The sequence below is a fragment of the Flavobacterium channae genome (assembly GCF_021172165.1).
In the GTDB taxonomy this organism is placed as follows: Bacteria; Bacteroidota; Bacteroidia; order Flavobacteriales; family Flavobacteriaceae; genus Flavobacterium; species Flavobacterium channae.
On sequence record NZ_CP089096.1, the window covers coordinates 585,002 to 605,643 of the forward strand.

The following is a 20,642-nucleotide window of genomic DNA, read 5'->3' on the forward strand; positions in this document are numbered from 1 at the left end:
ATATGGAACACAGAAAATAGAAAAAAGACAGAATGAAAATTTTTAATCTTCTATTTTCTATAGTCTATTTTTCTTTTTTCAAAATTGACTACTTTTGTAATATGGAATTGCCTTCAAAATTATTAGAAAATGCGGTTAACGAAATGTCTCAATTGCCAGGAATTGGTAAAAGAACGGCATTGCGTTTGGTTTTACATTTGTTAAAACAACCTGCCGAGCAAACAGAAATTTTATCGTCGGCTTTAACAGCAATGCGAAATGATATTCAATATTGTTCGGAATGCAATACGATATCGGATGATTCGGTTTGCGGAATTTGCACTAATCCTACTAGAGATAAATCAATAATCTGTGTAGTTGAAGATGTAAGAGATGTTATGGCACTTGAAAACACAGGAATGTTTAAAGGTGTTTATCATGTTTTAGGTGGGAAAATTTCGCCAATTGAAGGTGTTGGGCCAAGTCAATTAAAAATTACCTCACTAGTAGCGAAGGTAAAAGAAGGTAATGTAGCTGAAATTATTTTTGCATTAAGTTCAACTATGGAAGGTGATACAACTAATTTCTACATTTACAAACAGATTAAAGATTACAATGTTAAAACTTCTACAATAGCAAGAGGAATTGCAGTAGGAGATGAATTGGAATATGCAGATGAAGTAACATTAGGTAGGAGTTTGGTTAATAGAATTCCATTTGAAACTTCAATCAAACCATATTAACAAAATTTTAATCAAAAATCAGTAATAAGTTCGTTTTTTTAATTGTAAAAACTATATTTGTTATCTAATTTAAGTGTAGTTTGCGTTTTTTAAAGATTAACTAAGAATCGCAAATGGTATTAGTATAGTCTACTCATGAAAAAAATAGTTTTTTTTGTCTTATTTTCTTTTTTATTTACGTCTTGTATTTCTACAAAAGATTTAACGTATTTGCAGCCTAATCCAGCTTCAAAGTCAGATTCTATTAAAGTTGCTCAAGAAGTTTCTAAGCCTTATAGAATACAAACAAATGACATCTTAAGTATTAATATAAAAGCTTTAGATCAAAAATTGGTTGAGATGTTTTCTGTTTCGCAAACTAATGGCGGACAAGCTCAAGTTTCTCCTCAAACTTTGTTTTTTCAAGGATATACAGTTGATGATCATGGAAATATCCGTGTACCAATACTAGGAGAAGTAAACGTTTTAGGATTTACTGCAGATGAGGTAAGACAAAAGATTGAAAAGCAGTTGTTAGAAGAATATTTTAAAAAAGAAGCTAATATTTTTGTTACAGTTAAGTTAGCTGGATTGCGATATACTATCAATGGTGAAATTGGAAATCCGGGCATGGGTGTTTTGTATCAAGAAAGAGCTACTATTATGGAAGCTATTGCTAATTCAGGTGATATTACGACCACCGGAAATAGAAAAGAGGTTCAAATTATTAGAAAATTCCCTCATGGATTTGAAACTTATACTATCGACTTGACGGATGAGAAGGCAATGAGTTCTCCTTATTTTTATATACAACCAAACGATTACATCATAATAAAACCATTAAAACAGAAAACTTGGGGAACTGGTGTAACAGGAGTTCAGTCTGTTGCTACAATCATGACTGCTATTTCTTTAATTACTACGCTTTTAGTGTTGTCTAAAACCTTATAATAAATGTTAGATACTAAAGATTTTAATTTTTTCGAATCTCAAAATTCGTTTGATTTCAAAGGTTTCATTTTGAAAATCGTTAGTTATTGGAAATGGTTTATTTTGTCATTGATTATAACTTTTGTATATGCCTACAATGTAAATATCCGTAAAGAAAAGATTTATGGAATGGAATCACTTATAGTGGTTGAAGATCAAAATAATCCTTTTTTTACATCGAATACAAGTTTGGTTTTTAATTGGGGAGGAACTTCAGATAAAGTACAAACAATTATCACAACATTAAAATCGCGTTCTCACAACGAAGTAGTTGTTGATAAACTACAATATTATATTAAGTATCTTAGAAAAGGAGAGTATTTCTATCAAGATGTTTATGGTGAAGTTCCTTTTTATGTTGAAATTGATAAAACTAAAGGTCAGCTTTTTGGGCAATTAATCAAAATTAAATTTTTATCACCATCTCAATACGAATTAAGCGTTGATTTTGGAGAATCTACTTCTACAAGTGTAATTCAATATTCTGATTTATCTTTTAAACCTGTAAATGTTTCTGGTGGAGAGTTTAAAAAAGTTTTTAAAATTAATGAAGAGGTAGATTTACCTTTCTTGAATTTAAAAGTAATTATTAAGCCTGAAGCTTTAGATTATTCAAATCAAGAGTATTATGTAAGATTTGATGATTTTAATGGAACAGTTGCTGCTTACAAAGGAATTGATGTAAGTGCAGATGCAAAAGCATTATCGGTTGTCCGATTACAAATGGAGGGCTCAAATAAAAATAGATTAGTAGAATATTTAAATACGACTGTCGATGTTTTGAGGAAAATTCAACTTGATAGTAAAAATCAATTTGCAAATAACACCATCAGTTTTATTGACAGTACTTTAAAAGAAATGGAAGGTCAGATTAAAGAGGCTGAAAATGAATTAAAGGAATTTAGAAGAGGGAAAAATATTTTTGAATTGGAAGAAGAAGGTGGTGGTGGACTTTTGAGTACAAGATTATCTGGATACGATGTTGAAAAAGATGCAATTAATAGAAAAATAGCTTATTATAATTTGCTGAAAAATTATTTAGAAAAAACAACGGATTATTCAAAATTACCCGCTCCAACAGTTGCAGGAATTGATGATCCTAATGTGATAGGAAATGTTTCTAAATTGATTCAACTTTCTGCAGAACGCGCTAATATGTCTTATTCTGTAAAGAACAAAAAATTATTTTCTGACTTTGATGTGGAAATGGAATCAATTAAAAAAGTATTACTTGAAAATATAGCCAGTGCGAAAAGTGCTTTGTCGTTAGATTTATCTTTGATAAATAAAAATATCGCTAAAGCTGAAGGTGAAGCGAGTTTGCTACCTGAAAATAAGCAGGAACATATCAAGATAACCCGTAAGTACAATTTAAAAGATAAAATATACAGTACTTTTTTAGAGAAACGAAGTGAAGCCGAAATTGTAAAAGCTGCTAATATTTCGGATATTAAATTTTTAGATCCAGCTAAAGATGTTGGTGGAGGTTTAAGAGGTCCAAAAACAAGTATTAACTATATTTTGGCTGCTTTGATTGGTTTTTTACTTCCACTATTGGTAGTTTTTGTAATCACTTTGTTGGATAATAGTATTAATAATACTGACGATATTCAAAAATTGACAAAGATTCCTTTGATTGGTGTTATAGGAAAGAAAAATACAGAAAATAATTTATCTGTTTTCGAAAAACCTAAATCACCTTTGGCAGAATCGTTTAGAGCTATTCGTTCCTCTTTACAGTTTATGTATAAAAAACAACAAAAAGAAGGAGCTAAAATATTAATGTTAACATCTTCTGTCAGTGGAGAAGGTAAAACGTTTTGTTCGATTAATTTAGCAACTGTTTTTGCATTAAGTGATAAGAAAACGGTAATTGTAGGTTTGGATTTAAGAAAGCCAAGAATCTTTGGGGATTTTAATATTGATAATATTACGGGTGTTGTTAACTATTTAATTGGTCAAAAGACGTTAGATGAAGTCGTTCAAAAGACTCATATTACAAATCTTGATGTAATTCCTTCTGGGCCAATCCCTCCGAATCCTTCTGAGTTGTTAATGAGTGAAGCAATGGCTGAAATGATTGAGGAGTTAAAAACCAAGTACGATTATATTGTTTTAGATACACCTCCTGTTGGTTTGGTTTCTGATGCATTAGAATTAGCGCACTTCTGTGATGCGACTTTATATGTAACTAGACAAGGGTTTACTAAGAAAGGTATGTTAGGAGTTGTTAATGATAAACATAAGAGAGGTGAACTACATAACATAAGTATTGTATTTAATGGTTTCCAAAACAAAGCTAAATACGGTTATGGATATGGATATGGATATGGATATGGGTATGGATACGGAGCTTATGGTGAGTCTTATCATGATGAAGTAAAACCAAAAACAGGCTGGGAAAAAATAGTTAGCAAATTTAAAAAGAGCAGCTAAATAGACTTTAAAGAATGAACAAAATATTAAACAAGAAAATACTTATTACTGGTGGTGCAGGTTTTATCGGTTCAAATCTTTGTAGCTATTTTTTAGAGAACAACGAGGTAGTTTGTTTGGATAATTTTTCAACTGGCTATCGTCATAATATTGAACAACATCTTTCTAATCCAAAATTCAGATTAATCGAAGGTGATATCCGCGATTTTGAAGTTTGTGAAAATGCTGTTTTAGGAATTGACTTTGTTTTACACCAAGCAGCTTTAGGAAGTGTACCTAGGTCAATAAATGATCCAATAACATCAAATGAAGTAAATATTGTAGGCTTTCTAAATATGTTAACAGCAGCACGAAATGCAAATGTAAAGCGTTTTATTTATGCGGCAAGTTCCTCTACTTATGGTGATTCTGAAGTCTTACCCAAAGTAGAACATGTTATTGGAAAACCGTTGTCTCCTTATGCTGTAACCAAATATGTTAACGAATTGTATGCTGATGTTTTTAGTAAAACATACGGAATCGAAACTATTGGATTGCGTTATTTTAATGTTTTTGGAAGAAATCAGGATCCAAATGGTGCTTATTCAGCAGTAATTCCTAAATTTGTAGCCCATTTTTTAAATCATGAAAGTCCTGTTATTAATGGTGATGGAGAATTTTCTCGCGACTTCACCTATATTGATAATGTGATTCAAATGAATGAATTGGCCATGTTGACTGAAAATCCAGAGGCAGTAAACACGGTTTATAATACTGCTTTTGGAGAAAGGACTACTTTAAATGAATTAGTTAATGCATTGAAAGAATTCTTATCAGAATATGATAACAAAATTGCTAATGTTCCTATTATTTACGGAGAAAATAGAGTGGGAGATATTCCACATTCACTAGCAAGTATAGAAAAAGCAAGTAAACTACTGAATTACCAACCTAAATTTTCTATTATAGAGGGTTTAAAAGAGGCGGTAAAATGGTATTGGAATAATTTGCAAGAGAAAAGTAAAAAGTAAAAAGAGAAAAGTAAAAAGATAATTCAATGATTAAAAATATCTGTTGTATCGGTGCTGGATATGTTGGAGGGCCTACGATGGCTGTGATTGCTCAAAAGTGTCCGCATATTAAAGTTACCGTTGTTGACTTAAATGAAAAAAGAATTGCTGCTTGGAATGATGCAGATGTGAATAATATTCCTATTTATGAACCTGGATTAAGTGACGTTGTTGCAGAAGCTCGTGGAAGAAATTTATTCTTTTCGACAGAAGTTGACAAAGCGATTGACGAAGCACAAATGATTTTTATTTCTGTAAATACACCAACCAAAACCTACGGAGTAGGAAAAGGAATGGCTGCGGATTTGAAATATATTGAATTGTGTGCGCGACAAATTGCTCGTGTAGCAAAAAACGATAAAATTGTAGTTGAAAAATCAACGTTACCTGTAAGAACTGCAAGTGCTATTAAAGATATTTTAGATAATACAGGAAATGGAGTTAACTTTCAAATTTTATCTAATCCAGAATTTTTAGCAGAAGGAACAGCAGTTGAAGATTTATTCGCACCCGATAGAGTTTTAATTGGTGGTGACACAACCGCTGAAGGTCAAAAAGCAATTCAACAATTGGTCGATGTATACGCAAATTGGGTTCCAAAAGATAAAATATTAACGACTAATGTTTGGTCTTCAGAATTATCAAAATTAACGGCGAATGCCTTTTTAGCACAACGTGTTTCTTCTATTAATGCCTTGAGCGAATTATGTGAGAAAACAGGTGCTGATGTAAATGAGGTAGCAAGAGCTATTGGAATGGATAGTAGAATTGGACCTAAATTCTTAAAAGCATCTGTTGGTTTTGGAGGTTCTTGTTTTCAAAAAGACATCTTGAATTTAGTTTACATTGCTAAATCATACGGATTAAATGAAGTGGCCGATTATTGGGAGCAAGTAATCATTATGAACGATCATCAAAAACGTCGTTTTGCCAAAAATATAATCAAAACCTTATATAACACCGTTTCTGGAAAGAAAATAGCATTTTTAGGATGGGCTTTCAAAAAAGATACTAACGATACACGCGAATCAGCAGCTATTTATGTAGCAGATGATTTGTTAAGTGAACAAGCTAATATTAGTGTTTATGATCCAAAAGTAGCTTCAGCACAAATTCAGTTTGATTTGAACTATTTGGAAACGCGTTCAGAATCAGATAATAAAAGAGGGGTTGAAGTGGAGTCAAATGCTTACGACGCTTGTAAAAATGCACATGCCATTGCTGTACTGACTGAATGGGATGAATTTAAAACGTATGATTGGCAAAAAATATATGATAATATGTTGAAACCTGCTTTTGTTTTTGATGGAAGAAATATATTAGACAAACAAGCTTTAGAGACAATTGGTTTTGTATACCAAGGAATAGGAGCGAGGTAGTTGGGGGGGGGTAAGTGAGTGATGAGTAATGAGTGATGAGTAATGAGTGATGAGTAATGAATGGTGAGTGGTGAATGGTGAGTGGTGAATGTAGAAGGAGGCTTTACTTCGTAAAGTTATGGGCCTACTTTGTAGGAGATTTAGCTACGCTGAACTTACGTTTCTATTTTGGCGGAATGACAAAAAAAGGTGGGTTTTGAATTATGAATAACGAATGTTGCATTTTGAAATGAGTTTATCTCGACTTCGCTCGATTTGACAAGGAAAGTGGTGAGTGGTGAGTGGTGAATCGTGATGGTTTGGTTATATGACGCGGATAGTCAATTGTTTATAAAATTTGTTTTTCGGATTTTAACCGTTTTTAATCGTTTTACCCGACACCAAACCCGACACCAAAAATTGGAGGTCTTGTCAAATGTAAATATAATTTAATGAGATAAAAAGAAATTATTGTTTTTTGTGAAATTTCAAATAAAGAAAACAATTTGTTCATTAAACCAAAATAGATTTTACAATAATTATTTTAAACGATTATAAAAAGGTTCAGAAAATATTTCGAAAAATTTTAAAAAAAATTAAAGGCATTTTCAAGACGTTTTATTTTAAACCACAATTATGTACATCTACATTTTTCGGTTTACTTAAAACTTGTTCATAAAATTTAAATCTACTCGCATAAGTCTTATTTCCAAGCCAACGTTAGATTTTTAATCAAAAGAAGCTTATAAAAACATCAAAGCATACCTAAAATTTTAGTTATTTTCAATAAAAATAGTGTTGAATTTTTTCTCTATTTTTTTTACCTCTTCATGGTTTAGTGCAATAAATTCTTTTTCCCTAGCTCTTTTAGATAGCCTACCTTGGTTTTGTTCTAGAAATCGAATTAAAAGCGCTATCAAGTCATCAGGCATTTGGAAATGGTCATCTAACCAATGTTTCATTTCATCATACTTCTGAAGATAGTTAACCTCTTCCGGAATAGTTTTATGAATAGTTATATCCACACACTCAAATAAAAATTCTGCTTGTGATGTGGCATCAAAATACTTATAAAAATCAATTGTATCGTTAAGAACTTTTACGTTATTTTTTTCTGTTTTTTCCCACTTAATAAAATCCAAAAGCGGATGAGAGTAGTTTTCAAGTACTCTTTGGTAGTCAACTATTCTTTCCAGTATAGCTGCCGAAACTGGAAAAATTATTCCCTGAGGGCTATATTTCATTGAGGCTAGCAAATGATGAATTAAATAACGGTGAATTCTTCCATTACCATCTACAAAAGGGTGTATAAACACAAAACCAAAGGCAATTTTTGTGGCAGCAAGAACAGGATGAAATTCAATTGACTCTAAGTAATTAGCTGATTTGATTAGTCCATTCATCAACGTTTCAACATCATCTTCCTTTGCTGAAATATGTTCTGGAATAGGTTCCCCTGTAGCTCTATCATGTTCTCCAACAAATCCTCCCTCTTTTCTATACCCCATTTTGATGAAGCGACTACTTTCTATTACTATTTGTTGTAGTCTACAAAACTCTTCATTATTTAAAGGTTTACTTCCTGCTTGACCAATAGCTTTTCCCCATCGAATAGCCCTACTTTGATTAGGGGTTTCTCCCTCAATACTAAAGGAAGCTTTCGAATCTTTTAGCAACAAAAAAGAAGATGTCCTAATCAAAATATCTTTGCGAAACCCGTTTATAGCTATTTTGATGTTATCGGGATTATTTTTTCTTATTAAATTCTCTAATTTTTCAGTTTTAAATATTAATGGGCAAAAATCAACTGTTCCTGCTAAGTTATTGTTGATTCTGTGTCTGCTTGATTTGATTGGAGTTGATGAAGCATATTGTATTTTTTCATCAACTAGATTTACAAAATTTCCTTGGTTTAAATCGGAAATTTCTAGTTTATGTTGCATTAACAATTCATATAAAAACCAAATTTTACGACTGTATTGTCCTATTGGTTCAATTTGAACTAACATTTGAACTTCTTCTGTTGGGAGTTTTTGAAATAGCTTTTTAAAGAACAATAGATTTATTCCTTCATATTTCAAAGCAAAAACGATTTGTCTATATAAGCTATCCTCAGGTTCATGTCTAGAGGTGAGCACAATCCATTGATTTGTTTTGTATTGACGATTTTTTGTGCTTATTAATGCCAATTTATTAGGCAAAGGCATTGGTAATTTCAAACGGTCAATTAAAGTTCCATAACCAACTAGCGTTCCTTCTTCAGGAGCTTGCCTGTCTTGAAAAGCAGTTATTTTTTGTGAATAAAGATTATTTTTCATTTGTTTTTGTGAAATGTAATTATTCAAATATACGTGAAAAACTATTATTGACAAAGAAAAACATTTAAAAATAGATTCGTATTGTGAAATATAGTTATTTAATCATTCATGACACCCTGTAATATCAAACCAGAACTTATGTCGTTTGGTGTTACCATTCTCCAATATTAGCCTTACCTGTGAGTGGATAAATTTGTGGTGATTTTAATTGTGGTTGTTTGTTTTGATTTTTTTGGAATGGGTTTATCTCGACTTCGCTCGATTTGACAAGGTGAGTGGTGAATTGTGAGTGGTGAATGGTGAATTGTGAGTGGTGAGTGGTGAGTGATGAGTGGTGAGTGGTGAGTGGTGAGTGGTGAGTGGTGAATTGTGAGTGGTGAGTGGTGAATTGTGAGTGGTGAGGGAGGCTTTACTTCGTAAAGTTATGGGCCTACTTTGTAGGAGATTTAGCTACGCTGAACTTACGTTTCTATTTCGGCGGAATGACAAGGAAAGCGGGGGGTAAGTGAGTGGTGAGTGGTGAATTGTGAGTGGTGAGTGATGAGTGATGAGTGATGAGTGATGAGTGATGAGTGATGAATTGTGAGTGATGAGTGGTGAATGGTGAATGGTGAATGGGGAATGGTGAATGGGGAAGGAGGCTTTACTTCGTAAAGTTATGGGCCTACTTTGTAGGAGATTTAGCTACGCTGAACTTACGTTTCTATTTCGGCGGAATGACAAGGAAAGGAGGGTTTTGGGTTTTTGTGTTTTGAATTATGAATAACGAATGTTGCATTTTGGGATGGGTTTATCTCGACTTCGCTCGATTTGACAAGGTGAGTGGTGAATGGTGAGTGGTGAGTGGTGAATTGTGAGTGGTGAGGGAGGCTTTACTTCGTAAAGTTATGGGCCTACTTTGTAGGAGATTTAGCTACGCTGAACTTACGTTTCTATTTTATCGGAATGACAAAAAAAGTGTATCGTCGTGAAAAAAGTTTACAGTTTTTAATAAGGGGGCACAACGTTTAGCTGAAAAAGTGGATAGTGTATAAAAAAAAAGACCGAAGTGATTCGGTCTTTTTTTTTGTGGATTGTTGTATTATTGGATTAGTTCGAAAGAAACTCTTCTTGCTAATTGGCGTCCTGTTTTGCTGGTGTTATCGATTGTTGTGTCGATACCAACGCCTAGAATTTCAACACGGTTTTCACTAATTCCAGATTTTACTATGAAATTTTTGATATTTTCGGCTCTTTTTCTAGCTAATTCTTTATTCATTTGTTCGTCACCTGTAGTGTCGGCAAAACCTTTCGCTATTACTTTTGCTTCTGGGTGGTTTTTCAAGAAGTTGATGATGTAATATAGGTTGTTTGCTGATGCTGTATTTGGTGTTTCTTTGTTTATGTCAAAGAAAACATTTACAATTCCTTGTTTTACTAAATAGGTAAAAGAGGCTTCTTCGTTATCATAAGTTGTTAAGCCACGATTTCCATTTTTAGGTTCTAATTCATCAGGAATGCCATTTTTGTTTACATCAATAGCTCTACCTTTTGTATCCACGGCTACTCCTCCTATTGTATTTGATTCCGCATCTAAATAGTCTACTACTCCATCTCTGTCTGTATCTTGTAGCATTACTTCAATTTGTTCTATTTTGTCTTTTAGTTCGTTTTGAAGTGCAGCTACTTTTTGTTCGTTTTCGCTTTTTATTACTTTCCAATCGCCGTGTTCTTTATCTTTTCCAAGCGCATAAGAAAGTCCGATTGCTAGGTTTGTAGTTTTTCCGTATAAATCTGGAGTATTTGCTACTGTTCCGTCCCAGTTCATGTGTTGTCTGTAATTGAAATATACACTTAGGTCTACAAAGAGTGCAAGTTTTGGTGCAATTCTGTATTGTGGTGTAATTCCAGCTACGAATCCGCCATGGTATTCTGTTTTGTCGTAGTAGCCATTGGGTACTATTCCAAAGGTATCATCCAATTTGTTTTTTGTTTTTGATGTTAGACTTCCTACTTGGATTCCGGCATGGGCTAATAGACCGAATCTGCTGTCTTGTTTAAAATCTAATATTCTTGCTGCGTTTACGACACCTTGAAAAGCAAAAGTGAATTGATTGGTTTCGTAAGGTAAGCTATTGTTGTCGCTTTCTGTGAATTTAGCATAAGCTAAGTTTGCTTTGAAACCGAATTTTGGTGTTACCATGTATCTAACTCCTAAATCGAAGTTGTTGAGTGTGAAATGACTCAATACGTGTTTTTTATCACCTGCGCTAAAGCCTGCGCCATAAGGGTAATTTCCGTCAGCAAATCCTGTCATGGCTTCAAGAGTCCATCGATTAAAAACAGTTGTTGAATCTGGGGTTGTTTGGTTTTCTGTGTTTTGGGCATTTGCGTGTAACGCAATAAAACAACTTGTGATAAGTATCAGTCTTTTCATGTTATTTTTTTGCAAATTTAGTAATTTTTTTTTTGAATGGGTGTTTTTTTTATGTTATGTTTTTTAGCGATGGATTTTAGGATTATAAGGATTTTTTGTGAGTGGTGAATGGTGAGTGGTGAGGGAGGTTCATGGAGGCGCTGCGCTTGTTTGTTTTGATTTTTTTGGAATGGGTTTGTCTCGACTTCGCTCCATTTGACAAAGAAGGGGGGGATGAATTATGAATTATGAATTATGAATTATGAGTTTGAATTTTGATCTTGATCTTGAGTTTTGAGTTTGTTTGATGTTAAGAAAAGGTAATTTTTTGGAAAAGTTTTGGTTTGGGGTGCGTGTTTTTTCTTGTTTTTTTTAGTTTTGATTTTGGTTGTTTACTGGCGTTTGAGGTAAACAAAAAAAAGATGTACTTTTGTGTTTTTAAAAATGGATTGTATTTACATTGAATTATTAAAAATTAATTATGACGGAACATCATTCTTTAGTTGGTGAAAAGAAAATTGCGGTTATTGGGTTGGGGTATGTTGGTTTGCCTTTGGCTCGTTTGTTTGCTACCCAGTATGCGGTTGTTGGTTTTGATATTAATCAGCAACGTATTTCGGAATTAAATCAGGGGGTAGATGTGACCTTGGAAGTGGAGGAGGATTTGCTACAATCGGTATTGGTTGCGCAATCTTCAAATGAAAAGGGGTTGTATTGTTCTAATCAATTGGCGGATATTGCTGATTGTACTTATTATATTATTACTGTTCCAACGCCTGTTGATAAACATAATAAACCTGATTTAACACCACTTTACAAAGCCAGCGAAACGGTTGGTAAAGTATTAAAGAAAGGTGATATTGTGATTTATGAGTCTACAGTTTATCCTGGTGCTACTGAAGAAGAGTGTATTCCCGTATTAGAAAAAGTTTCTGGATTGAAATTTAATCAAGATTTCTTTGCAGGTTATTCTCCAGAAAGAATTAATCCAGGAGATAAAGAACATACTGTAGAAAAAATTCTGAAAGTGACTTCTGGTTCTACTCCTGAGATTGGAATTAAAGTTAATGAATTATACAAAAGTGTAATTATAGCAGGAACGCATTTAGCACCCACCATAAAAGTGGCGGAAGCCGCAAAAGTTATAGAGAATTCGCAACGTGATATTAATATTGCTTTTGTGAATGAGTTGGCGAAGATTTTCAACATTTTGAATATAGACACCCATGCGGTACTTGAAGCTGCTGGAACGAAATGGAATTTTTTACCCTTTAAGCCAGGATTGGTTGGTGGTCATTGTATAGGTGTTGATCCGTATTATTTGGCACAGAAAGCTCAAGAAGTGGGTTATCATCCTGAGATTATTTTGGCGGGTCGTCGTTTGAATGATTCTATGGGAGAGTATGTGGCGACACAAGTCATAAAAACCATGATAAAAAACGATATTAAAGTTAATGGGGCAAAAATTTTAGTATTGGGAATTACCTTTAAAGAAAACTGTCCAGATGTACGCAATACGAAAGTGGTGGATGTGATTCGCGCTTTAGAAAGTTATAGTACAGAGGTTACGGTTTACGATCCTTGGGCAAATCCTGAAGAAGTGCAGCATGAATATGGGATATCTTGTTTGTCTGCCCTTTCAGCAGGCGTAAAATACGACGCTATCATGTTAGCTGTAGCTCATAATCAGTTTCAGGTGCTGGATTTGGAGACATTGAAAAAGGACAATGCCGTAGTGTATGATGTGAAGAGGATTTTACCAATTGAAATTGTTAATGAAGTTTTATAATTTTATAAATGCTAGAATTAATTAATAAAATAAGTCAAAACCAATTTAACACAATTATAAGTGAGGCAAAAGATGATTTATTTAAGCTAGAGCAGTTTTCAGTGCTTAAAACTTTTTTTTCTACACGAAATTTTTTTAGCCCATCTCCAATTGTTTTTATCGCAGATCCATTTTTGTTTGTTCATAATGACGAATTGTTTCTTTTTTATGAAGAACAAATAAAGCTAGATGGGAAAGGAGTAATTAAGATGGTAAAGACCTCTGATTTAAAAAAATGGACTAAGCCAATTACCGTTTTAGAGGAAGACTATCATTTGTCTTTTCCTAATGTCTTTTTTTTATACGGTCAAATTTATATGATGCCAGAAAGTGGAAACGATAAGAGCATAAAACTATACAAACCGAATGAAACTTTATCAAAATGGATACCCTATAAAACAATACTTAAAGGTAGTAAATTTATAGATAGTTCAATAGTTAGGAATAATAATAAACTTTTTTTGTTTACTACAGATTATACTAATCAAACTAATAAGTTAAGACTTTTTTATTCCGATTCTATTGATGGGCAATGGGTTGAGCATCCACTATCCCCTATTGCAGAAGGAAAAGATATAGGTAGATGTGCTGGCTCACTATTTAATTATCAAGATAAGATATTCAGACCTTGTCAACTTACTAATAGTAGATATGGAGAAGGGGTTGATTTGTATGAAGTTTTAGAATTGAGTTGTCATAACTATAAAGAGAAAAAAATAAAAAGATTGATACCTAATTCGGACAAAAATTATTCAACTGGAGGGCACCACTTTAATTATTGTTATTTTAATGATAAAAAAATTGTTGCAACAGATATTTTGGAAATTAGATTTAACTTTTGGGAGGCGATAAGGAGGATAATTGTTAAATTAAAAAAAGAATAATCCTTATGAATATTTATAAAATAAAAAAATATGGTTTAACAAAAAGTTTTTCTATTCTATTTAGTAAATTTTTGGGTATTAGTATTGTGAAGTTTCATTATCTAAAATTAGTTATCGATTATGAAAAAGCAAAGAAGTATAGCCAAGCAATTTCAAATGAGGTTATAGAGCTCGAATTCAATCATTTTCTTATTGGTGATAAAAATATTTTCACTCACAAAAAACTGGAATTGATCAAGAATAGATTAAACGATAATTCATACAAAGCTTACGGAATTGTTAGAAATGGAGTGTTGGTATATTCAACATGGATTTCTATGATTAAAATGGGCTTACCTGTTAAATCAAATTATTATTTAAAGACAGATGAAGGATTACTTGAGGATTCATATTGTCATCCATCTGAAAGAGGTAAAGGATTACATTACACAATGAACTTTTATCGCATAATGAAACTTTATGAATTAGGTAAGAAAAAATGCCTAGCTATTGTAATGGATGGTAACAAACCAGCATATAAAGTGCAAATGAAATCAGGGTTTGAAGAAGTAGATGTTTTTTATGCTGGAACAATATTCGGTATACCTTTTTCTACCTTAAATAAAAGAAAATATGATAATAGATAGACATAAATTCTTCAATATCCAGAAAAGTTTCTCTAATGTGCCTTTTAATCAAACAGAAGCATGGTTAGAAATTACTGGCGGTATTAAGAATACAGTTTTCTTTGTTGATAGTGAAGATAATCCTCGTGTTTGTTGTTGGGGTAGAGTGTTTGAAAGAAGATTTATTGGGGAACATCTTATGATTGATGGATTAAGTGTAAAAACAAGCAATATTAAATACATTAAAGATTTTTTTCAAGATGTAGTTTCTAATGGTTATCCACTTATTGAAGTTTCAGATATTGGGTATTATAATTGCGATTTCGAAATTGGTATAAGACAAGCTGGTTTTGTGAGACCTTTACTTAATCTATGCCCTCTTACACTTCTAGTTGAATTACAAGAAGATTTTAAATTTCATCGAAATTGGAAAAGAAACGTTAATAAAGCTATTGCAAATAATGTCAAATTTAAAGTCGTTGATAAGCCCACTATTCAAGATTGTGAAGACTTTACAACTTTGTTTAATCAATTAAAATATAGGAAAGGTCTTAGTTTTAACATTGAACCTGAAACATTATACAATCTCCTTGTTTCTGACGAATTCAAGCTATTTTTTACAACAGGTGAAAACAATCAAACCTTTTCTGCCCGCGTAGTTTATATAACTAAAAAATTAGCTTATGATGTTTATGCTGCTAATTCTGATGAAGGGATACGAAATGGCGCAGCTTATTATATTCAAGAAAACATACTATACTATTTAAAAGAGAATGGTGTTAAGGCTTTTGATTATGGCAGAATACCACCTAGTGCAGATGAGATGAATAATATTTATATAGCTAAAAGTTATTCGGGAGGGATACCTATACAATACAATGGTCAATGGGTTTATAATAAATCAAAAATGATTGATTTCATTTACAACCTGCTTAAATACTATAGAAAACAAAAGAGGTATTAATAATGTCAAAAAAAGGTAATAAATATTATTCCTATTATATATGAATACAAGAAGTATGAAAAAAATTATGTTGGTTTTTGGCACTAGACCAGAAGCTATTAAAATGGCACCGCTTATCTTAGAATTTAAAAAAAATCCGTTTAAATTTGAAACTAAAGTATGCGTAACTGGACAACATAAAGAAATGTTGGAACAAGTGTTGGATTTTTTTTCGGTCGTGCCTGATTATAATCTAAATATAATGAAACCTCAACAAGATTTGTATGATGTAACATCAAATGTTATGTCAGGTTTGCGTGAGGTATTTCAAAAAGAGAAGCCTGATTATGTACTAGTACACGGTGACACAACTACTTGTATGGCTGCATCATTGGCTGCTTTTTATCAACAAATTAAAGTTGTGCACGTAGAAGCTGGTTTAAGAACAAATAATATATACAGTCCTTGGCCTGAAGAAATCAATCGACAAATAACTTCTAGAATTGCAATGTATCATTTTGCACCAACAGAGTTAAGTAAGAATAATCTTTTACGAGAGAATATTGCAGAGACGATAATTGACATAACCGGAAACACTGTAATTGATGCCTTATTAATTGCACAAGACATAATAAAATCCAATCTAGAGGTTGAAAATGAGATCCAAGCGATAGTAGCTGAAATGGGGTATGATGTTAAAAGACTTGATAGCGAAAAAAAAATGGTGCTTATTACAGGGCATCGAAGAGAAAACTTTGGACAAGGTTTTATGAATATTTGCAACGCAATAAAAAAGTTATCTCAAAACTATCCAAGTATCGACTTTGTATATCCTATGCATCTTAATCCTAATGTGCGAAATGCTATAGATTCTGTTTTTCCAGATTTTACTAAAATAGCTAATCTGTTTTTTATTGAGCCTCTTGAATACAGGGAGTTTGTTTATTTAATGAGTAAAAGTTATTTGATTTTGACTGATAGTGGTGGTGTGCAAGAAGAAGCCCCTAGCCTTGGGAAGCCTGTTTTGGTTATGAGAGATACAACAGAACGACCAGAAGCTGTTATAGCAGGAACTGTTAAACTTGTGGGTTCTGACACAAATAAAATTTTTGAAGAAACTTCACGACTAATAGAGAATAAAATTAACTATGTGGAAGCTTGTAAAGCTATAAATCCTTATGGTGATGGTAAGGCTTGTGAAAGAATAGTGGCTAATGAGATTTTTGTAAAATAATAGTAATTTCAGATGTCACATTTTAATTCAACTCGCTTAGCAAAAAATACATTAGCACTTTATTTGCGTACTTTTTTAACGATGTTAATTTCATTATATACATCTAGAGTTGTTCTTAACACGCTTGGTATTTCTGATTTTGGTATATACAATGTTGTTGGTGGGATTGTAATGCTTTTCTCTTTTCTCAATTCTGCAATGGCTAGTGGAACACAACGTTTCTTGAATTACGAAATGGGAAATGAGAATAAAGAAAAACTAAAAAATATTTTCAACACTTCATTAATGATTCATTTTTTTATAGCTTTTGTCGTTTTCATCTTAGCAGAAACATTAGGTTTGTGGTTTCTTAATACCAAAATGGTTATTGCGCCTGATAGGTTGATAGCAGCTAATTGGGTGTATCAGTTTTCTGTCTTTTCTGCTATGATTTCACTGACCCAGGTTCCCTATATGGCATCTATTATTGCAAATGAGAAAATGATTGTTTATGGTTATATAGGAATGTTTGAATCAATTATGAAATTACTTTTGGTATATCTTTTAGTAATCATTCCAAACGATAAATTAATAGTGTATGCTATTCTTATGTTTATTTCACAACTTATTGGCGTAATACTTTATAGAGGATATTGTGTTAGAAATTTTAGTGAAACTCGTTTTATAAAAGTTAAAGATAAGTTACTTCTCAAAGAAATGCTTACTTTTTCGGGATGGAATTTATTAGCAAGTTTAGCATCGGTATCAAAAGGACAAGGGCAAAATATTATCCTGAATTTATTTTTTGGGCCTGTTGTAAATGCGGCTAGAGCAGTATCTATGTCTATTTCGGGTATTACTAGCCAATTTGTTAGTAGTTTTATGACCGCTGTCAATCCACAAATTACAAAAAGTTATTCATCAGGCGATTTAGATACATTTATGGATTTGATTTTTAACTCGTCAAAATTTGCATTTTTCTTTTTATCATTGATTACGTTACCAATCCTCATTAATACCCAATTTATTTTAGACTTTTGGTTGAAAACACCCCCTGAATTATCATCTGTTTTTGTGCAATTGGTTTTAATTGATGCATTGGTAGTTTCTGTTTCCTACCCTTTGACTACGAGTGCACAAGCAACAGGGATTGTAAAAAAATTTCATATAACTGTAACTTCTTTTGAATTGCTCAATTTGCCAATTTCTTATTTGTTGCTTGGAGAAGGTTGCTCACCAAAAAGTGTGTTTTTTGTAACAATTTGTATGTCCTTGATAGCTTTGCTTGCACGTCTTTTCATTCTTAAAACATTAATCAAATTACCTATCATGAAATTTGTAACAAGTGTATTATTGAAAAGCTGGTTTGTTTTTGGTATCTCGTATTTTATCATGGTGAAATTGAATAGTTTATTTGTCATTCATAATTCATCCTTCATTTTGAGCTCATTATTATCAGTTTTATTGTTAAGTGTTTTCATTCTTCTAATTGGTATTGAACAAAATGAGAAAAAATTTTTATTTAATAAAGTTAAAGAATTTTTGGTAAAAAAATGAAATCTACTACAACTAAAAAAGTATTGTTTGTTTACGAAAAAAAGCTTTCAGATCTGCCACCTCTGATAACTTTAATTGAGGCTTTAAAACTAAAAGGCTATTCTATAACTGTTATTGTAAATGAATCTGAAGATATTTATCATTGCAATTCTGTAAATTTTTTGGAGTGGGAAACAAAGTTCAAGTTTAATAATAAACTATCGAGGGCATTTAACCGCTTATTGTGGGGAAAGTATTTCTTTCGGTTTAGGGTGCCACAAATTATAAAAAAAGAAAATTATGATCTAGTTTGGGTGATTGTGGCTTCAAGCTCTGATTCTTTGTTTTATTTGAATAGAAAATTTAACAGTGGTGTGAATTATCTCTGTTCCATTTTTGAGTTATATGATACTTTTCCTAAAATTTTAAAACGAATTGAGCCGTTAGCCCAAAATGCTTCAAAGGTAATTGTACCAGAATATAATAGAGCAAATATTACACGGGTTTGGTTTAACCTTAAAGATACACCGTATGTATTACCTAACAGACCTATTTCTTTGCCAGAATTATCTGATATTAAGGTAAAAGAGAAGTTAATCGCATTCGAAGGTAAAAAGATAATTTTATATCAAGGACACATTCAAAGAGGAAGAAGCATGGAGGCAATCTGTAAAGCTATTGATAAGCTAGAAGGGTTTGTGTTTGTATTAATGGGAAAAAGCCATGAAGAATATGCGGAAGAATTGGTTGAGAGGTATAAATCAACACAACATATAGGATTTTTCAGACCGCCATATCATCTTCAGTTTACAAGTAAAGCATATATTGGTATTGTTTCTTATGGTTTTTCAAGCTTGAATGGAATTTTTTGTGCACCTAACAAAATTTGGGAATATTCAGGCTATGGTGTACCAATGATTTGTAATGACATCCCTGGTTTATTGTATACGGTCGGTCAATCTAATAGTGGAATTTGTTTAGATACGGAAGATGAAGTGGCTATATTTGATGCAATTAATACTATTGATAATAATTATAGTATTTTTAGCAATGCAAGCAAAGAGTTTTATGAAAGTCATGATATCATAAAAACAATTGATACTATTATTAGTTAGTTGTTAAAAATAATTATTCAGTAATGATAGAAAAAACAATACTTACTAAACTATGTTTCTTTATAGAGAAACTGCTAATTATCTTGGAGCATTATCTAACCAAATCAATTGGTAAATGTGTGATAAATACTAGAATTCATTATTTAGGTAAAGTAAATGGTAGGTCAATTGATGTTATTTTTAATTCATATTTAAAGGATATTTAAATGTTTATTTATTGGTCATTATTTTTGGTTGTGATGTTAGTACAACTCTTCCCAGCGAAGAGTAAAACGCAGTATTCCGTGAGACTATTTATGTCACTACTTCCCTTGTTTTTATATGGGGCATTTCGAGTAAATTTTGGACTTGACTATGAAGCTTATCAAGCGTATTTTGAAACTATTCAAACATATGGTAGGGAACCCGATGATCGAATGGAGATTGGTTACATGTATTTAAATATGGTTTTACCTTCCTTTAGGAGTTTATTAATTATACAGAGTGCCTTATTGTGTGTAACTTACTATTATTTATTTAAATGGTACGTACCTTCTCGCTATTCTTGGTTAGGGTTCTTATTACTCTTCTTAAATGGGCCGTTAACTATTTTTTTTATGTTAAGTGGTATTCGAAATGGCATAGCTATTTCAATTTTAATTCTTTCTACTCGTTTTATACAACAGAGGAAAATAATCCCCTTTGCAGCACTAACTTGTTTCGCATATTTCTTTCACAATAGTGTCATTTTAATTGCTCCTATAGCCTATTTTATTGCTAATGGAAATGTTATTACAAACAAGAGTATTAAAGTTTGGTTAATAGTGATGTTAATTCTTGCAATTACATCCTCAACAATTTTGCTTGAATATGTTGGCGTTTTTATTATGACTAATTTTGATCGATATACTACTTATATTGAGATAGCCAAAGAGCAAGAAGGTGTTGTAGGTTTATTAATTGCTATATTCTCAATAGGTGCAAGTATATTATTTTTATTTATTTTAAAGGATAAGCAACTAACAGCAAAAGAAATGATGTTGGTAAAATTTACACTTCTGTTTTTTATTTCCTTTTTGTTAGGTCCTTTAAATATGAGAATGTCTCAGTATTTTGCTTCTTTTTTTGTTGTAGGGTCACTTCTTATTATAAACAAAAAGGCTCACAAAACCCTTAAACACGCTTATTTTGCATTGGTGTTTGCATATGTTATTTATAGTTTTACGATATGGTTGGATAGTCCAAACTTTAGTTATGATACTTATGAATCTATTTTATTCTAGCATGAAAAA

Annotated in this window: 15 protein-coding genes; 13 read left to right on the forward strand and 2 right to left on the reverse strand. The window is 32.0% G+C overall.

Going from position 1 to position 20,642, the window contains the following annotated elements; genetic code table 11:
* Positions 1 to 101: 101 nt before the first annotated feature.
* The 5 genes from recR (at position 102) to LOS89_RS02540 (ending at position 6,555) form a co-directional block, all read left to right on the forward strand.
* A complete protein-coding gene (gene recR / locus LOS89_RS02520) occupies positions 102 to 722 on the forward strand; it encodes a recombination mediator RecR (protein ID WP_231836144.1) in 621 nt (206 codons plus the stop codon).
* A 135-nt stretch (positions 723 to 857) separates the two neighbouring features.
* The gene (locus tag LOS89_RS02525) at positions 858 to 1,652 is read left to right on the forward strand and encodes a polysaccharide biosynthesis/export family protein (RefSeq protein ID WP_231836146.1); all 795 of its coding nucleotides are present in this window, start codon (positions 858 to 860) and stop codon (positions 1,650 to 1,652) included.
* Between the two features lie 3 nt (positions 1,653 to 1,655).
* Positions 1,656 to 4,127, forward strand: a complete 2,472-nt coding sequence (locus LOS89_RS02530) for a polysaccharide biosynthesis tyrosine autokinase (protein WP_231836148.1) — start codon at positions 1,656 to 1,658, stop codon at positions 4,125 to 4,127.
* 14 nt (positions 4,128 to 4,141) lie between these two features.
* Positions 4,142 to 5,137: an SDR family oxidoreductase gene (locus LOS89_RS02535; protein WP_231836149.1), complete on the forward strand. Its 996-nt coding sequence runs from the start codon at positions 4,142 to 4,144 to the stop codon at positions 5,135 to 5,137.
* A 26-nt stretch (positions 5,138 to 5,163) separates the two neighbouring features.
* A complete protein-coding gene (locus LOS89_RS02540) occupies positions 5,164 to 6,555 on the forward strand; it encodes a UDP-glucose 6-dehydrogenase (RefSeq protein WP_231836151.1) in 1,392 nt (463 codons plus the stop codon).
* A 752-nt stretch (positions 6,556 to 7,307) separates the two neighbouring features.
* On the opposite strand, the gene LOS89_RS02545 is transcribed toward LOS89_RS02540, so the two are convergent.
* Positions 7,308 to 8,852 (reverse strand): Fic family protein, encoded by a 1,545-nt coding sequence (locus LOS89_RS02545; RefSeq protein WP_231836152.1) that lies wholly within the window; start codon positions 8,850 to 8,852, stop codon positions 7,308 to 7,310.
* A 1,081-nt stretch (positions 8,853 to 9,933) separates the two neighbouring features.
* Positions 9,934 to 11,268, reverse strand: coding sequence for an OmpA family protein (locus tag LOS89_RS02550; RefSeq protein ID WP_231836154.1), 1,335 nt, complete (start codon positions 11,266 to 11,268; stop codon positions 9,934 to 9,936).
* A 460-nt stretch (positions 11,269 to 11,728) separates the two neighbouring features.
* On the opposite strand from LOS89_RS02550, the gene LOS89_RS02555 reads away from it, so the two are divergent.
* From LOS89_RS02555 to LOS89_RS02590, 8 genes are all read left to right on the forward strand, one after another.
* On the forward strand, positions 11,729 to 13,036 hold the full coding sequence (locus LOS89_RS02555; protein WP_231836155.1) for a nucleotide sugar dehydrogenase: 1,308 nt from the start codon (positions 11,729 to 11,731) through the stop codon (positions 13,034 to 13,036).
* A gap of 8 nt (positions 13,037 to 13,044) precedes the next feature.
* Positions 13,045 to 13,959, forward strand: a complete 915-nt coding sequence (locus LOS89_RS02560; RefSeq protein WP_231836156.1) for a glucosamine inositolphosphorylceramide transferase family protein — start codon at positions 13,045 to 13,047, stop codon at positions 13,957 to 13,959.
* An 86-nt stretch (positions 13,960 to 14,045) separates the two neighbouring features.
* Entirely contained in the window at positions 14,046 to 14,585 is a 540-nt protein-coding gene (locus LOS89_RS02565; RefSeq protein ID WP_231836158.1) for a hypothetical protein, read from the forward strand.
* A complete protein-coding gene (locus LOS89_RS02570) occupies positions 14,572 to 15,528 on the forward strand; it encodes a hypothetical protein (RefSeq protein ID WP_231836159.1) in 957 nt (318 codons plus the stop codon). Before LOS89_RS02565 ends, LOS89_RS02570 begins: the two co-directional genes overlap by 14 nt.
* A gap of 55 nt (positions 15,529 to 15,583) precedes the next feature.
* Positions 15,584 to 16,741: a non-hydrolyzing UDP-N-acetylglucosamine 2-epimerase gene (gene wecB / locus LOS89_RS02575; protein WP_231836161.1), complete on the forward strand. Its 1,158-nt coding sequence runs from the start codon at positions 15,584 to 15,586 to the stop codon at positions 16,739 to 16,741.
* A gap of 12 nt (positions 16,742 to 16,753) precedes the next feature.
* On the forward strand, positions 16,754 to 18,277 hold the full coding sequence (locus LOS89_RS02580) for a lipopolysaccharide biosynthesis protein (protein WP_231836163.1): 1,524 nt from the start codon (positions 16,754 to 16,756) through the stop codon (positions 18,275 to 18,277).
* Positions 18,274 to 19,371 carry a glycosyltransferase family protein gene (locus LOS89_RS02585; RefSeq protein WP_231836164.1) on the forward strand — a complete coding sequence of 366 codons (1,098 nt, stop codon included), beginning with the start codon at positions 18,274 to 18,276 and terminating at the stop codon, positions 19,369 to 19,371. The genes LOS89_RS02580 and LOS89_RS02585 overlap by 4 nt, the downstream gene beginning before the upstream one ends.
* A 206-nt stretch (positions 19,372 to 19,577) precedes the next feature.
* Positions 19,578 to 20,633, forward strand: a complete 1,056-nt coding sequence (locus tag LOS89_RS02590; RefSeq protein WP_231836165.1) for an EpsG family protein — start codon at positions 19,578 to 19,580, stop codon at positions 20,631 to 20,633.
* The last annotated feature ends 9 nt before the right edge of the window (positions 20,634 to 20,642 follow it).

Bases quoted from the DNA above. Each gene is read 5' to 3' on its own strand.
- recR (WP_231836144.1), top strand. From the start codon at position 102: ATGGAATTGCCTTCAAAATTATTAGAAAATGCGGTTAACGAAATGTCT.
- LOS89_RS02525 (WP_231836146.1), top strand. From the start codon at position 858: ATGAAAAAAATAGTTTTTTTTGTCTTATTTTCTTTTTTATTTACGTCT.
- LOS89_RS02530 (WP_231836148.1), top strand. From the start codon at position 1,656: ATGTTAGATACTAAAGATTTTAATTTTTTCGAATCTCAAAATTCGTTT.
- LOS89_RS02535 (WP_231836149.1), top strand. From the start codon at position 4,142: ATGAACAAAATATTAAACAAGAAAATACTTATTACTGGTGGTGCAGGT.
- LOS89_RS02540 (WP_231836151.1), top strand. From the start codon at position 5,164: ATGATTAAAAATATCTGTTGTATCGGTGCTGGATATGTTGGAGGGCCT.
- LOS89_RS02545 (WP_231836152.1), bottom strand. From the start codon at position 8,852: ATGAAAAATAATCTTTATTCACAAAAAATAACTGCTTTTCAAGACAGG.
- LOS89_RS02550 (WP_231836154.1), bottom strand. From the start codon at position 11,268: ATGAAAAGACTGATACTTATCACAAGTTGTTTTATTGCGTTACACGCA.
- LOS89_RS02555 (WP_231836155.1), top strand. From the start codon at position 11,729: ATGACGGAACATCATTCTTTAGTTGGTGAAAAGAAAATTGCGGTTATT.
- LOS89_RS02560 (WP_231836156.1), top strand. From the start codon at position 13,045: ATGCTAGAATTAATTAATAAAATAAGTCAAAACCAATTTAACACAATT.
- LOS89_RS02570 (WP_231836159.1), top strand. From the start codon at position 14,572: ATGATAATAGATAGACATAAATTCTTCAATATCCAGAAAAGTTTCTCT.
- wecB (WP_231836161.1), top strand. From the start codon at position 15,584: ATGAAAAAAATTATGTTGGTTTTTGGCACTAGACCAGAAGCTATTAAA.
- LOS89_RS02580 (WP_231836163.1), top strand. From the start codon at position 16,754: ATGTCACATTTTAATTCAACTCGCTTAGCAAAAAATACATTAGCACTT.
- LOS89_RS02585 (WP_231836164.1), top strand. From the start codon at position 18,274: ATGAAATCTACTACAACTAAAAAAGTATTGTTTGTTTACGAAAAAAAG.
- LOS89_RS02590 (WP_231836165.1), top strand. From the start codon at position 19,578: ATGTTTATTTATTGGTCATTATTTTTGGTTGTGATGTTAGTACAACTC.